Below are 13,504 nucleotides of genomic sequence, written 5' to 3' on the forward strand. Positions count from 1 at the left end.
CACTTTTTTGCGTAACCTTTTCCATTTTAGCCGCAACCTGTTTTACCTGCTGCCCGACAACCCCCATGCTGCTCATCTACCGCATTAAGCATAAATGAGTTGTCAGTTGACAATTCATTAAAAACAAGGAATGATATGCACCATGGTGGACAGAAAGCGACATCCCAGCAAAGAGATTGAAGCCGCATTATGTTACGCAGAGTTCCATGGTTGGCTGGTGGTTGCTAAGGGCCATCACGCATGGGGCAAAATGTACTGCCCGGCAAATCTGTCGGCGTGCCGCTGTGGTGAATACTGTCTGACCTGTATCTGGCGCACCCCGAAAAGCGCGCAAAACCATGCCAAAGCGCTGCGGCGCGTGGTAGACAACTGTATCGCCACCCGTGAGTGGAAAAAGAGGGAAGGATTATGACGGACTATCATTTCACCCTGCGGTTTGAACTGCCTGAATCAGCCAAATCCATCGACGCATTACTGGAAAAACTGGCGGAGGCAGGATGCGACGACGCGCTGGTCGGTGCCGGTATGGCAGGTAAGCTGGCACTGGAGTTTACGCGCCACGCCGACTCGGCGAGTCACGCACTCGGCAGTGCGATAGAGGATGTGCAGTCTGCCATTCCGGGCGCAGTCATGGTTGAAGCCGCACCTGACTTTGTCGGCTTAACCGATGTCGCCGATCTTATCGGCGTATCCCGTCAGAACATGCGGAAACTGATGGTCACGCACAGCAAACAGTTTCCGCTACCGGTTCACGATGGCAAAACGGCCATCTGGCATTTAGCCGATGTGCTGGAGTGGCTGGCACAGCGTAATCACTACCAGCTGCCTGCGGTCACCTGCGAGCTGGCACAGGTGACGCGTCGGCTTAACGTGATGGGATCCCTGCAGCGCTACGGTTATCAACATTCGTGATCAGTGTGGTATCAGAAAGATTGTCGCCAGGCCCAGAAAAATAAAGAAACCACCAGTATCGGTGATGGCGGTAATCAAGACGCTTGAGCCCACGGCGGGATCGCGTTTCATTTTCGTCATGACCAGCGGCACCATGACACCCATAACCGCAGCCAGCAGGAGATTCAGCACCATCGCCAGCATCATGACGCCGCCCAGCGCCATGTTATCGTACATGAGCCAGGTCACTCCGCCCATAATGGCGCCCCAGAACAGGCCGTTAATCAAAGCGACGCCGAGTTCACGCATAAACAGGAACGAAAAGTTCCCCGGCTCAACCTGATGCAGGGCCAGGGCGCGAACAATCATGGTGATGGTCTGATTACCGGTGTTCCCACCTATCCCGGCAATAATCGGCATGAGCGTAGCTAGGGCGACAATCTGCGAGATAGTTCCTTCAAACAGACCAATGACGCGCGAGGCAATAAATGCCGTACACAAATTGATTGCCAGCCATGCCCAGCGGTTGCGCACGGATTTGCGCACCGGCGCGAAAACATCTTCTTCCTGACTGATCCCACCCATTTTTCGGATATTGCTTTCGTTCTCTTTGTTAACGAGATCAACCACATCTTCAATGGTGATGCGGCCGATGAGTTTACCCTGCGCGTCAGTTACCGCCGCTGAGATCAGGTTGTAACGTTCAAAGGCACTGGCTGCATCTTCGGCTTTATCATCAAGCTGAAACGTGGTGGGATGCGAATTCATCACGTCGCTCACCATGGTCTTGGGTTTGTTCAGCAGAATAGCGGTTAACAGCAGTTCGCCCAGCAGTTGGTTGTTTTCATTGGTGATAAAGATTTTGTCTGTACCGTCCGGCATGCTTTTGCCTTTCCGCAAAAAGCGCTGCACTGTGGCTAAGGTCACATCCTCGCGCACCGTGAGGATATTGAAGTCCATAATCCGGCCCACGCGATCCCGGTCGAACTGCATCACGCTCAGGATGCGGGCGCGCAGGTTAGGCTCAAGCGAGGTCAGCAGGCGTCCGGTGAGGTCGCGTGGCAGGTAACGTACCAGCCAGGCCTGATCGTCAATGTCCAGGGGTTCCATGGCCTGCAGGATGGCGCGATCGCTCATCTCTTCTGTCAGGCTGTCCCAGACGGTTTCAGAGGCTTCAACCAGCACATGACCGCGTTTCTCACCCGGTACCAGGCTCCAGAGTGCCAGACGCGCTTCTTCAGGCAAGGCTTCAAGAATATCGGCAAGGTCAGCGGCATGAAGCTGGCTGATGTCTTGCTGCAGAATTTCACGATTTATCGCATTTTCACGTTGCTGCTCAGCGGTGAGATGGCTGGCTTTATCCAGCAATTCATCCACCAGATCGTGCTCATTGAGCAGCAGCGTCAGAATACGATGACGAATTTCACTTAAACGTTGAGTGTGTGAGGCAGACACATTGCATCCCTATAGTCTGAAAGCACTTGCACGAAGTGTAGCGTTTTGACCGAAAAAGGGATGTAAAAAATGGCGCTGATGCAGGGGATCGCGCGTCGATTAATCAGGTTATGACATCTTATGATTAACGGCTGTCAGAAAGCGTGGTGATCGCCGGAGGCGAGTCGGTTTGTTTTTGCTGATGATGCTCGAAAGCCGCGGGCAGGATAAAGACGAGGCGACTAAACAGAATGATAAAACTGATGAGTAAAACAATCCGCGTCATGCTGACGCTTTTTTTACGTCTTCGTGGAGAAAGGGCGCTGTTCACGCAGTGTAATTCCTGTAAAAACCCAAGACGGGCGACAGCAATATTTAGTCACAGTCGCCCGCTGAAATCAACCGCTGTTTAAAAAAAATACAACAATGTTAATAACTGGCTTTCTGCGCCAGGAGCGTCGCAAACCGGCAGTTTATCCGGTTGCCATTTTCATCTTTGCGGTGTAACTGACCCCAGTTTTCGTTGTACTTCACAATGTGCCAGTTGCGATAGTAATGACTTAACTCGCCGGATTTAAAGGCAAAAGGGAAGTCAGACGGACAGGGGGCATCCTCGGTATTCATGGCGGCAACAATCAGGTTGAAGCCATTTTTCACGGTGCAGGCCTGCATATCGGCAATCAGCTGGGGGATAGTTTCCGGCTGTAAAAACATCATCACCACCGTAGAGATCGCCAGCTGGTACGCGCCGTTGAAACGCACCTGGTTTAAATCCTGCTGCGCCGTATGAATGCCGGTCAGCCCTTCGGCGGTAATAATCTGATTCAGGCGTGCCAGGCTTGCCGGATTATGGTCCCAGGCAGTCACTTCGAATCCATGTTGATTCAGAAACAGCGTGTTGCGCCCGCTTCCGCATCCCAGGTCAAGCGCTTTGCCGGGCGTCAGCTTAGGCAAGGCGTCAACCACTTCAGAATGGGTGGGCGTTAAGCCGTAGGTATCGGCAAAATAATGTTCAGTTCGTAATGTCATCGTCATCGGTTCGGTGATGCGGGCAGTCAGTGCCCGCACGATCAGGCTTCTGCGAGAATCAGTTTCCAGCCGGTTACTTCATCCCAGTAGGTTTGCTCACGCTCCAGGTCGAGTTGCACCAGGTTATTCTGACTGAAATAGCCTGCCGGAAAAGTGAGCGTCCAGTGGCCGTCATCGCAGGTGAGTTTTAACGCGTCCGGGCGAGTCGTGGCCTGGCGCTGGTTATTCAGCAAGGTTCCCAGACGAAGCAGAAAGATAAGGGGCAAAAACTGCTTCTTCTTAAACAGCGTCACGCGCGGCAGCTCATCTACCTTCACCGCTTTACGGTGAAATCTGACCAGCGCCGCCAGCAGCATTTGCTGATCCTGATTGAAGCCTGGCAGGTTGGTGTTCTGCAGGATATAGGCTGAATGGCGCTGTAAACCACTGTGATTGATGGTCAGCCCCACCTCATGCAACATGGCAGCCCATTTCAGTAGCGCAGCTAGCTGCGGATTCGCCAGTTTGGGATTTTGATCGCGCCACTGCAGATAGAGCTGTTCCGTCGTCTCCAGTACGCGTCGAGCCTGATCGCTGTCGATGGCGTAGTGATTCGCCAGGCTCTGAGCCGTACGGCTGCGAATATCCCGATGGCGGAAACGGCCTTCCATTTCGTACAGCACACCTTCACGAAGTGCGCCATCACTCAGCGTCAGTTCACGGATAGCCAGCGCGTCAAAGACGCCGCAGAGAATGGCCAGGCCCGGAACGAACACGCTTTTACGCTCCTCAGACAGGCCCGGCAGGCTCAGCGCAGCAAAGGACTTGTGCTTAATGACTTCGTCATACAGTTTCGTCAGGCGCTCAGGGGTAATCAGCTTCTCTTTCTCACCCATCGCCAGCAGCACCTCACAGGCGGCTTTGATGGTGCCAGACGCGCCCAGCGCATATTGCCAGCCGTGCAGACGGTACTGCCAGGCCAGCGTTTCCAGCTTCTGCGTGGCGGCCAGGCGGGCGCGACGAAAGTTCTCAACGCTGATTTCACCGCCGGGAAAATAAAGCTGGGCAAAACTCACGCAGCCCATGCGGCGGCTTTCTACCAGCTGCGGCTCAAAATCTTCACCGATCACTAATTCCGTTGAACCGCCACCGATGTCGATGACCAGCTTGCGGCCTTTTTCCGGCTGCGTATGTTCAACGCCCATAAAAATCAGGCGCGCTTCTTCGTGACCGGAAATCACCTCAATCGGGTAAGGAATAACGTCAGCCGCGCGCTGCAAAAAGGTTTCGGCATTCACCGCCTGCCGTAACGTATGTGTGCCCACGATCGTCACGTTGCTGGCGTTAAAGCCCTGCAGACGTTCAGCAAACAGCGCCAGGCAGTTCAGCCCGCGTTCCATCGCCTCTTCGCTCAGGTAATTTTTGGCATCCAGCCCATCGGCCAGATGTACCCGTTGCTTCAGACGCCCCAGAACCTGCAAAGCGCCATCCACCACGCGGGCAATTACCATGTGGAAACTGTTGGAGCCAAGGTCAATTGCCGCAAACTCTTGAGGTTTCGGCGTACTTTTTTGGGAGATAGGCATAGGCGTTATTCAGGTTGTTCCAGCTTCTTAATGTAATCGTAAATGGCCATCTGCGACCGTACTTTACGACGATTACCGCGCTGAACGTACTGGTTAGTCAGCTCTTTATCCACAACACGTGCTTTAACGGTGTCGCTAAGCTGAATAGCAATAATGTCCAGGATGCGCTGCTTTATCTGTGGATCAAGGATCGCCACGGCCACTTCGATGCGATAATCAATGTTACGCGTCATCCAGTCCGCGGACGAGAGAAACACTTTCTTATCACCACCGTTTTCAAAAATGTATACGCGGTCGTGTTCCAGGAAGCGGTCAACAATACTGATCACACGAATGTTTTCACTGATCCCGGGCAAGTCTGGAATCAATGAGCACATTCCGCGCACCAGTAAATTAACATTTACGCCAACGCTGGATGCGGTATAAAGCCTGTCTACCAGCCCTTTGTCCACCAGGTTGTTAATTTTCAGCGTAATCCCACTAGGGCGTTTTTGCTGCGCGTTGGCGATTTCGTTATCGATCAAATCATACAACATGCGACGCGAGTTTTGCGGAGAAACCATTAAATGGTCAAAGGTCACCGGGCGATAGGGATTTTCAATAAAGTTGAAGACCCGGCGCACTTCATTGGTGATACGTGCATCGGCGGTTAACAGGGAATAGTCCGTGTAAAGGCGTGCCGTTTTTTCATTGAAGTTACCCGTACCGATGTGGGCGTAGCGCACGATCTCCTCGCCTTCCCGGCGGGAAATCAAAAACAGCTTGGCGTGAATCTTCAGCCCGGGCGCGGAGAAAATAACGTGTACACCGGCTTCCGTCAGGCGTTTTGCCCAGTAAATATTGGCTTCTTCGTCGAAACGGGCCTGCAGCTCGACTACAACGGTCACTTTTTTCCCGTTATAGGCGGCATGAATCATCGCATCCATAATGCGCGAATGCTTGGCGACGCGGTAAATATTGATTTTGATCGCCAGCACGCTCGGGTCGAATGACGCCTGACGTAACAGTTCAAGAACATGCTCGAAGGTGTGGTACGGATAGTAAAGCAGCACGTCGCGATTACGAATGGCATCGAAACCGTTGCGGAAACCGTCAAAGCCAATATGGCGGATTTGCGGCATCGGCCGGTTAATCAGGTTGTTCTTCCCGACGTTAGGGAAGCCGATAAAATCTTTAAAGTTGTGGTAGCGCCCCCCCGCCAACACGGAGTCGTAATTTGAAATCGACAGCTTGTCGCACAGCAGCGCCACCATCGAATCCGGCATGTCGCGCTGATAAACAAAACGCACCGGTTCGGCGGTCAGACGCTGTTTCAGGCTGGATGACATCAGTTCCAGCAGGCTGGATTCCATTTCTGTCACCAGGTCGTACTCCGCATCACGCGTCATTTTCATCGAATAGGCGTTGAGCGTGTCGTAGTCATAGAAACCTTTAAAAATATCATCCAGACAATACCGCAGGATGTTATCAAGCAGGATCATAGGTTTACGGCGACGGGGAGGTTCGGCTGGCAGATTGATGAAGCGTGGCACTTTATCCGATGGAATTTCCAGCAGGGCGTACTGAATATCCTGACCGCGAATAATTTCAACCGCCAGGTAGGTGTAATCGTCTTTCAGAAACTCGGTTAAATCGGTTTCATGAGTAATCAAAATCGGCGTGATGTGCTGACGCAGCTCATGCTTAAAGTAGTGGCGCAGCCAGCTTTGCTGGTTAGGTGACAGCTGGCGTTCGTTTATCAGGAATATTTGATTACGCGCCATCTCCAGCAGCAGGTCGTTATACAGGGCGTCAAATTCCTGATCTGACTTCAGGACGCGCTGTTGGATCTTTTTTAACAAATGGCGTGGCGTGCTGGCGGAGCCTTGCTCTTCGCCAATCAGGATACGGCGTTTCAGATCGGCAAAACGTACCTTGTAAAATTCGTCGAGGTTGTTCGAGTAAATACCTAAAAAACGCATACGTTCAATCAGCGGATTACCTTTATCTGCCGCTTCCTGCAAAACACGTTCGTTGAAGCACAACCAGCTCATTTCTTTTTCGATATAAAGCTTTACCTGACCCATTCTCACTCCGTATGACGGTTGCAGGACTGACGACGATACAGTATCCAACAGCATTATGGCGAGAGTATGGCAGGGTTGTCCAACAGCAAAAGTTGTCTTATCAACCAGCTACGGGCAACATAGCGACTCATTTCCGCCGCATAACCAGGGCCGCATGAGCGTAAACCATATTCCTGTGCAGTTTAGCGATCGCCGACGTCGTGCTATTGACCGTTTCACGCGGCGCCTCGTCACGTGTTGCGGAGCGGCCATTCTGCTACTGATGATGCTGTTGTTCTTTTGGTTGCTTTGGGTGGTCCTGCCGTTATTCAGCGCGCCGGGCGTGCAAAGCGTCAGCAGCCAACGTCTGTGGGATTCGGCACCGGCTCTGGCGATAGGCAATCTGGGCGACGTAGGCTGGCGCATCAGCCGCGACGGAAAGGCGCGCTTTATTCCGCTAAACGGACAACCGGCAGCCCCGGCATTAGGGCTTTCGCCCGTGCCGGAGCAGATCGTGACCAGCGCAGACGACAAGACGTTGCTGCTTAATGCCCAGGGCAGTTTAACCCTGCTGCAACCGGTGATAAGCCAGGGCGAAGGCGAATGGCATTTCCCATTGGGCGATAAGGTGTTTCGCCTGCCACAGGGCGGAATAAAAAAGATGGCGCTGGCCACGATTACCCCTGACCAGTGGCGCATCGCCGCCTCCGGTGAGTCCGGAGTAAACCTACTGACGCTGGGCACCAACCAGCAGGCGTCGCTGATTACGCTGCCGGCCCAGCAACCTCAGCATCTGTTACTGTCGCCCAAAGGCGACCTGCTGTATACCACCGAAGGTAACCTGCTGCAGGTCTGGCAAATTGATGACGGGCGAGCCTGGCTGCGTGAAACGCAGACGCTGGCTCAGCCGCCCCGGCAGTTGCTGTTACTGGCTGGCGGGCAAAGCCTGCTGATCCAGGATGACAGCGGCATTTCTCAGTGGTTCTCCATAGCGGGTCAACACGGCCTGCGCTTACACCGCATCCGGACCTTTGAGCACAGCGCCGGACAGGCCACGATGATCGGTGAGCCACAGCGACGGGTGTTTGCCACGGTTGATCAGACCGGCATGCTGAAGGTGTTTGCCAGCAAACAGAACGGGCCTATCCTGCAACGGCAGCTGGCCGCTGGTATTCTTCAGGCCCAATTCTCCCCCCGTGGTGACAGCCTGCTGCTGGAGCGGCAGTCAGGCTGGGAAACGCTGAAGCTGACGAATCCCTGGCCGGATGTGACCTGGCGTAATTTCTGGCAAAAAATCTGGTATGAAAACTATCCCAAGGCTGACTGGGTCTGGCAATCCACCAATGCCGGAGACAGCTACCAGGCGAAATTCAGCCTGATCCCAATGGTCGTGGGCACGCTGAAAGCGGCCAGTATGGCTCTGCTGTTTGCCACGCCGCTGGCGCTGGCCGCCGCGATGTATACCGCGTGGTTTATGGCACCGGGCCTGCGTCGTTGGGTTAAGCCCGGCATTGAGATGATGGGGGCGCTGCCCAGCGTGGTGATCGGACTGATCGCCGGATTATGGTTAGCGCCGCACGTAGGCCAGGCGTTAGTGGGCGTGCTGCTGCTGCCCGTGACGCTTGCCGGCAGCCTGCTCGGCTGTGGCGTAGTGAGCCGTCGCCTGCCTGAGCGCTGGCGCCAGCCAGGACGAGAGGTGTTGTTGCTTCTGCCTGTGCTGCTGAGTGTCACTCTGCTGACGTTAGGGTTGCCGACCCTGATCGTACCCGATGCCGGGGACTGGCTACCGCATTACGCGCAACGTAACCTGTTGGTGGCGGCGCTGGCGATGGGGTTTGCGCTGGTACCGTTAATTTTTACCCTGGCTGAAGATGCCCTGTTTAGCGTGCCGGCTTCGCTGGGACAAGGATCGCTGGCGCTGGGTGCCACGCCCTGGCAAACCCTGACGCGAGTTGTGCTGCCGGGCGCGTCGGCGGGGATTTTTGCCGCCTTGATGATTGGCTTTGGCAGGGCGGTCGGCGAAACCATGATTTTATTAATGGCGACGGGTAATACGCCGCAAAGTGAAGGCGGCTTGTTCAGCGGCCTGCGTACGCTTTCCGCCAACATCGCGATCGAGATGCCTGAAGCGGCCGTGGGCAGCGCCCATTACCGAATTTTGTTCCTGAGTGCGTTTTTATTGCTGATATTTACGTTAATGATTAATACCCTGGCAGAACTCATCCGGCAGCGCCTGCGCCATCGCTTTAGTCAGTACAAGGAGCAGGCATGACGGTGATGCGACAAAACGACCGCTGGCGCTGGTTAACGGCCGGGGCCGTGACGGTGTGCCTGTTGGCGTTTACCTTATTGATAGGATTGCTGGGATGGCAGGGGCTGCGTACCTTTTGGCCTCATAAGGTTGAGCTCTATACCTTTACGCAGCCTGACGGCAGTCACACCCGGCTGCTGGGTGAAACCCTTGAGCGGCAGTCACAGTATCCGGCCCCGGCTGGCAATGCAGATGACCCGCACGCGACGCTGCATCGCTATTTGATTAAAACCGGCAACCGTGACTGGGCCGCACCGGATTTTCGTATTGCGCTCAGCAAGAATACACCGGCAGTCAGCCAGCCTGAGGCCATCATGGTGTTACAGCGCCGCAGTCACGGCAATGCTTACGGCTGGCTTGTGGGCCTGCGCGAAGACAATGAAGCGCTGACGGCCAAAAACATCAATGCACTTTTACAGCAGCGCCTTGAACAGGTGCAGATTCTGGTACGTCAGGCCAACGAAATCCGTCGTGTTGATATGGCCCGGCTGAATCAGCAACTGGATCAGCTAGACGATCAGGCTGAACAGCAGCGTGAGGCAAAGCAGTTTGATTTGCAGGCGCAGTCAGAATATGACGCCAATCAGGCTGCACTTGAGCGTCGGCTTATTCAACTCAATGACAGGCTGAACAATCTGCAAGAGGAAAGTCAGCGTGACGCCTTAATTCTGCGTGACGTTAACGGTATCGAGCACAGTATCCCGCTGTCGCAGATCGTGGCGGCCTGGCAACCCAATGCCATGACGTTGACAGAAAAAACAGGGCGCTTTTTCCACCAACTGTGGCGCTTCGTCAGTGATTCGCCTGCCGAGGGCGAAAGCGATTTTGGCGTTTTCCCCGCCATCTTCGGCACGGTTCTGATGGTGCTGCTGATGTCCGTGGTTGTTATGCCGTTGGGGGTGATTGCAGCCGTCTGGCTGCATGAATATGCCGGACGCAATGCCTTGACCCGACTGGTACGCATCGCGGTGGTGAACCTGGCGGGCGTGCCATCCATTGTCTATGGTGTGTTCGGTCTGGGCTTCTTTGTCTGGCTGGTGGGCGGTTCGGTCGATCGGCTGTTCTACAGCAGCGCGCTGCCGAATCCCACCTTCGGTACGCCGGGCTTGCTCTGGGCATCGCTCACGCTGGCCCTGCTGACCCTGCCGGTGGTGATCGTGGCAACAGAAGAGGGCTTATCCCGCATCCCGAACAGCCTGAGACAGGGATCGCTGGCGCTCGGGGCGACGCAGGCCGAAACCTTATGGAACGTGGTGCTGCCGATGGCGGTTCCGGCGATGTTAACCGGGCTGATTCTGGCGGTAGCGCGCGCCGCGGGCGAAACCGCGCCATTGATGCTGGTCGGCGTGGTAAAAATGGTACCGGAATTGCCGGTTGATGCGGTGTTTCCCTATCTGCACCTCGACAGAAAATTTATGCATCTCGGCTTTCAGATTTATGATTTAGCCTTTCAAAGCCCCAATACCGAAGCCGACCGGCCGCTGGTGTTTGCCACGGCGCTGCTGCTGGTGCTCATTATTCTGTTGCTGAACCTGCTAGCCATGGGCCTGCGTCACCGTCTGCGTGAACGCTATCGCCTGATGACTCAATAACTGACGATGACTACAATGCCCGAAACTGATATTGCGCTAACCGTTGAACACCTTTCGCTCTGGTACGGTGAGCGCCAGGTGCTTCAGGATGTCTCGCTGCAGCTACCCAAAAACCGTATTACCGCCCTGATTGGGCCGTCCGGCTGCGGCAAATCAACGTTGCTGCGCTGCTTTAATCGTATGAATGACGTGATCGATAACTGCCGCATCGACGGCGAGATTCTTCTGGAGCAGCAGTCGATCATGCGGCCTGCCCAGGATGTCTCGGCGCTGCGTCGCCGGGTCGGTATGGTTTTCCAGCGGCCCAATCCTTTTCCGAAGTCGGTCTACGAAAACGTGGTGTACGGATTGCGCTTGCAGGGCGTGCGCGACAAGCGGGTACTGAATGAGGCCTGTGAACGTGCACTCCGTGCGGCGGCGTTATGGGGAGAAGTGAAAGATCAGCTGGCACAGAATGCCCTGACGCTCTCCACGGGGCAGCAGCAGAGGCTGGTTATCGCCCGCGCCATTGCGATTGAGCCGGACGTGCTATTACTGGATGAGCCGACGTCGGCGCTGGACCCGATTTCAACGCTGGTGATCGAAGAACTGATGAGCACCCTGAAACAGCACTTCACGCTGGTGCTGGTCACCCATAATATGCAGCAGGCCTCACGTGTGTCGGATTACACGGCCTTTATGCATCAGGGATCGCTGGTGGAGTTCGACACAACAGACAGGATTTTCACGACGCCGAAGGTGCGCCGGACGGAAGATTACATCACCGGACGCTATGGCTGAAAAGGGCAGGGAGCCCGGCTCCCTGCCTGTTACTCGTGGGCGTAGCCCTGAAGCGGTAACGGCTTACCATCCAGCCAGGCCTTTCCCTCACGCATGGCCAGGCGGCCTTCAACAAACCAGTTAATCACCAGCGGATAGATGGCATGTTCCTGATGTTGCACGCGCTCGGTAATGTCCGCTTCGCTGTCTTCGGCAAAAACGGGCACCTTGGCCTGCAGAATCACCGGACCACCGTCCAGTTCATCCGTTACGAAATGCACTGACGTGCCATGCTCCGCATCGCCATTTTCCAGGGCCTGGCGGTGAGTATGCAGTCCGGGATATTTGGGCAGGAGCGACGGGTGAATATTCAGCAGTCGGTCGTGATAATGCGCCACAAAACCCGGGCTTAAAATGCGCATATATCCTGCCAGCACCACAACATCCGGCGCACAGGCGTCGATCTCACGCATAAGCTGGCGATCAAAACTTTCACGGTCGCTAAAGTCACGGGCGTCCAGGGCAATAGCCGGAATGCCTGCCCGCTCTGCGCGGACTAAGCCATAGGCGGAGGCTTTATTACTGAACACGGCAGCGACGCTGCCGTGAATACGCCCGTTTGCACAGGCGTCAAGGATGGACTGAAGATTACTTCCGTTGCCGGAGATCAGCACAACCAGCTTTTTCATGACGTGATGACCACACGCTCTTCCGCTTCTGATGCCTTAATCACGCCGATTTTCCAGGCATTTTCACCGGCGGCGCGCATTAGTTCAACGGCTTTATCCGCGTCGGCAGGGCTCAGGGCAATCAGCATACCCACGCCACAGTTGAACGTACGGTACATTTCGTGACGGCTGACGTTACCGGCCTGCTGCATCCAGCTAAACACAGCCGGCCATTCCCAGCTTTTTTCGTCAATCACGGCCTGGGTGTTATCGGGCAGCACGCGTGGAATGTTTTCCCAGAAGCCGCCGCCGGTGAGATGCGCGATAGCATGCACATCGACCTGTTCGATCAGGCTCAGAATGTTTTTGACATAAATGCGGGTAGGTTCCAGCAAATGATCGGCCAGCGGTTTGCCTTCGAGCTGCTCAACCTGCGGATCGGTCCCGCTGACTTCCAGAATTTTGCGCACCAGAGAATAACCATTGGAGTGCGGGCCGCTGGAGCCTAATGCGATCAGGACATCGCCGTCCTGCACTTTGCTGCCGTCAATGATTTCTGATTTCTCAACGACGCCAACGCAGAAGCCGGCCACGTCGTAGTCTTCGCCATGATACATGCCCGGCATTTCGGCCGTTTCGCCGCCCACCAGTGCACAGCCTGACTGCAGGCAACCCTCGGCGATACCGGTGATGACCGCCGACGCGGTATCCACATCCAGTTTGCCAGTGGCGTAGTAATCCAGGAAGAAGAGCGGTTCAGCGCCTTGTACCACCAGATCGTTGACACACATCGCGACCAGATCAATGCCGATGGCATCGTGGCGCTTAAGATCCATCGCCAGACGCAGTTTAGTACCTACGCCGTCGGTGCCGGAGACCAGCACGGGTTCACGGTATTTTTGCGGCAGCGCACAAAGCGCACCGAAGCCGCCTAGTCCACCCATGACTTCCGGGCGACGCGTCTTTTTCACTACGCCTTTAATACGGTCAACCAGAGCGTTACCAGCATCAATATCAACACCGGCGTCTTTGTAACTGAGAGAGGTCTTGTCGGTCACTGCGAGGTCCCCACGCGAGTTGCGGTTGGTGGTTTAATATAAAGCGCGGCAATTCTACCAGCGCAGGCAAACGTTTGCGAGTCTCAGATTGCGTCCCCGGCGATTTTCATCAATCCTTACTTTGCCATGACAAAATGCCTCTGATTGCGCAA

At 55.0% G+C, this 13,504-nt stretch carries 12 protein-coding genes; 5 read left to right on the forward strand and 7 right to left on the reverse strand.

The annotated features are described in order from the left end of the window. The first annotated feature begins 142 nt into the window (after positions 1–142). Complete coding sequence (locus tag NXS97_RS19180; protein ID WP_015699752.1) at positions 143–412, forward strand: hypothetical protein; 270 nt, start codon at positions 143–145, stop codon at positions 410–412. Then, positions 409–912, forward strand: coding sequence for an AlpA family transcriptional regulator (locus NXS97_RS19185; RefSeq protein ID WP_015699753.1), 504 nt, complete (start codon positions 409–411; stop codon positions 910–912). The genes NXS97_RS19180 and NXS97_RS19185 overlap by 4 nt, the downstream gene beginning before the upstream one ends. On the opposite strand, the gene mgtE is transcribed toward NXS97_RS19185, so the two are convergent. From mgtE to ppk1, 5 genes are all read right to left on the reverse strand, one after another. Continuing rightward, complete coding sequence (gene mgtE / locus NXS97_RS19190) at positions 913–2,346, reverse strand: magnesium transporter (protein WP_013026712.1); 1,434 nt, start codon at positions 2,344–2,346, stop codon at positions 913–915. Positions 2,347–2,470: 124 nt separating this feature from the next. After that, a complete protein-coding gene (locus tag NXS97_RS19195) occupies positions 2,471–2,656 on the reverse strand; it encodes a YfgG family protein (RefSeq protein ID WP_013026711.1) in 186 nt (61 codons plus the stop codon). A gap of 98 nt (positions 2,657–2,754) precedes the next feature. Continuing rightward, the gene (gene tehB / locus NXS97_RS19200) at positions 2,755–3,393 is read right to left on the reverse strand and encodes a tellurite resistance methyltransferase TehB (protein ID WP_013026710.1); all 639 of its coding nucleotides are present in this window, start codon (positions 3,391–3,393) and stop codon (positions 2,755–2,757) included. Positions 3,394–3,395: 2 nt separating this feature from the next. Then, positions 3,396–4,919 (reverse strand): exopolyphosphatase, encoded by a 1,524-nt coding sequence (gene ppx / locus NXS97_RS19205; protein ID WP_014594297.1) that lies wholly within the window; start codon positions 4,917–4,919, stop codon positions 3,396–3,398. Positions 4,920–4,924: 5 nt separating this feature from the next. Further along, positions 4,925–6,985 carry a polyphosphate kinase 1 gene (gene ppk1, locus NXS97_RS19210; protein ID WP_014605285.1) on the reverse strand — a complete coding sequence of 687 codons (2,061 nt, stop codon included), beginning with the start codon at positions 6,983–6,985 and terminating at the stop codon, positions 4,925–4,927. Between the two features lie 154 nt (positions 6,986–7,139). Between ppk1 and NXS97_RS19215 the strand changes: the two genes are divergently transcribed. Genes NXS97_RS19215 through pstB form a run of 3 tightly spaced genes read left to right on the forward strand, consistent with a single transcriptional unit; the run spans position 7,140 to position 11,647 of the window. After that, positions 7,140–9,236, forward strand: a complete 2,097-nt coding sequence (locus NXS97_RS19215) for an ABC transporter permease subunit (protein WP_116219833.1) — start codon at positions 7,140–7,142, stop codon at positions 9,234–9,236. Further along, complete coding sequence (gene pstA, locus NXS97_RS19220; RefSeq protein WP_116219834.1) at positions 9,233–10,867, forward strand: phosphate ABC transporter permease PstA; 1,635 nt, start codon at positions 9,233–9,235, stop codon at positions 10,865–10,867. Before NXS97_RS19215 ends, pstA begins: the two co-directional genes overlap by 4 nt. 6 nt (positions 10,868–10,873) lie before the next feature. After that, complete coding sequence (gene pstB / locus NXS97_RS19225; protein ID WP_116219835.1) at positions 10,874–11,647, forward strand: phosphate ABC transporter ATP-binding protein PstB; 774 nt, start codon at positions 10,874–10,876, stop codon at positions 11,645–11,647. A gap of 29 nt (positions 11,648–11,676) precedes the next feature. Here the strand turns inward: pstB and purN are convergent, their stop codons facing one another. Both purN and purM read right to left on the reverse strand, forming a co-directional pair. Continuing rightward, a complete protein-coding gene (gene purN, locus NXS97_RS19230; RefSeq protein WP_013026704.1) occupies positions 11,677–12,315 on the reverse strand; it encodes a phosphoribosylglycinamide formyltransferase in 639 nt (212 codons plus the stop codon). Then, positions 12,312–13,352, reverse strand: a complete 1,041-nt coding sequence (gene purM / locus NXS97_RS19235) for a phosphoribosylformylglycinamidine cyclo-ligase (RefSeq protein ID WP_013026703.1) — start codon at positions 13,350–13,352, stop codon at positions 12,312–12,314. Before purM ends, purN begins: the two co-directional genes overlap by 4 nt. Positions 13,353–13,504 lie beyond the last annotated feature (152 nt).

It is taken from the genome of Pantoea sp. B623, assembly GCF_024814475.1.
GTDB lineage: Bacteria > Pseudomonadota > Gammaproteobacteria > Enterobacterales > Enterobacteriaceae > Pantoea > Pantoea ananatis.

Excerpts from the sequence above, each read along its gene's own strand:
- NXS97_RS19180 (WP_015699752.1), top strand. The coding sequence starts at position 143 with ATGGTGGACAGAAAGCGACATCCCAGCAAAGAGATTGAAGCCGCATTA.
- NXS97_RS19185 (WP_015699753.1), top strand. The coding sequence starts at position 409 with ATGACGGACTATCATTTCACCCTGCGGTTTGAACTGCCTGAATCAGCC.
- ppx (WP_014594297.1), bottom strand. The coding sequence starts at position 4,919 with ATGCCTATCTCCCAAAAAAGTACGCCGAAACCTCAAGAGTTTGCGGCA.
- ppk1 (WP_014605285.1), bottom strand. The coding sequence starts at position 6,985 with ATGGGTCAGGTAAAGCTTTATATCGAAAAAGAAATGAGCTGGTTGTGC.
- NXS97_RS19215 (WP_116219833.1), top strand. The coding sequence starts at position 7,140 with ATGAGCGTAAACCATATTCCTGTGCAGTTTAGCGATCGCCGACGTCGT.
- pstA (WP_116219834.1), top strand. The coding sequence starts at position 9,233 with ATGACGGTGATGCGACAAAACGACCGCTGGCGCTGGTTAACGGCCGGG.
- pstB (WP_116219835.1), top strand. The coding sequence starts at position 10,874 with ATGACTACAATGCCCGAAACTGATATTGCGCTAACCGTTGAACACCTT.
- purN (WP_013026704.1), bottom strand. The coding sequence starts at position 12,315 with ATGAAAAAGCTGGTTGTGCTGATCTCCGGCAACGGAAGTAATCTTCAG.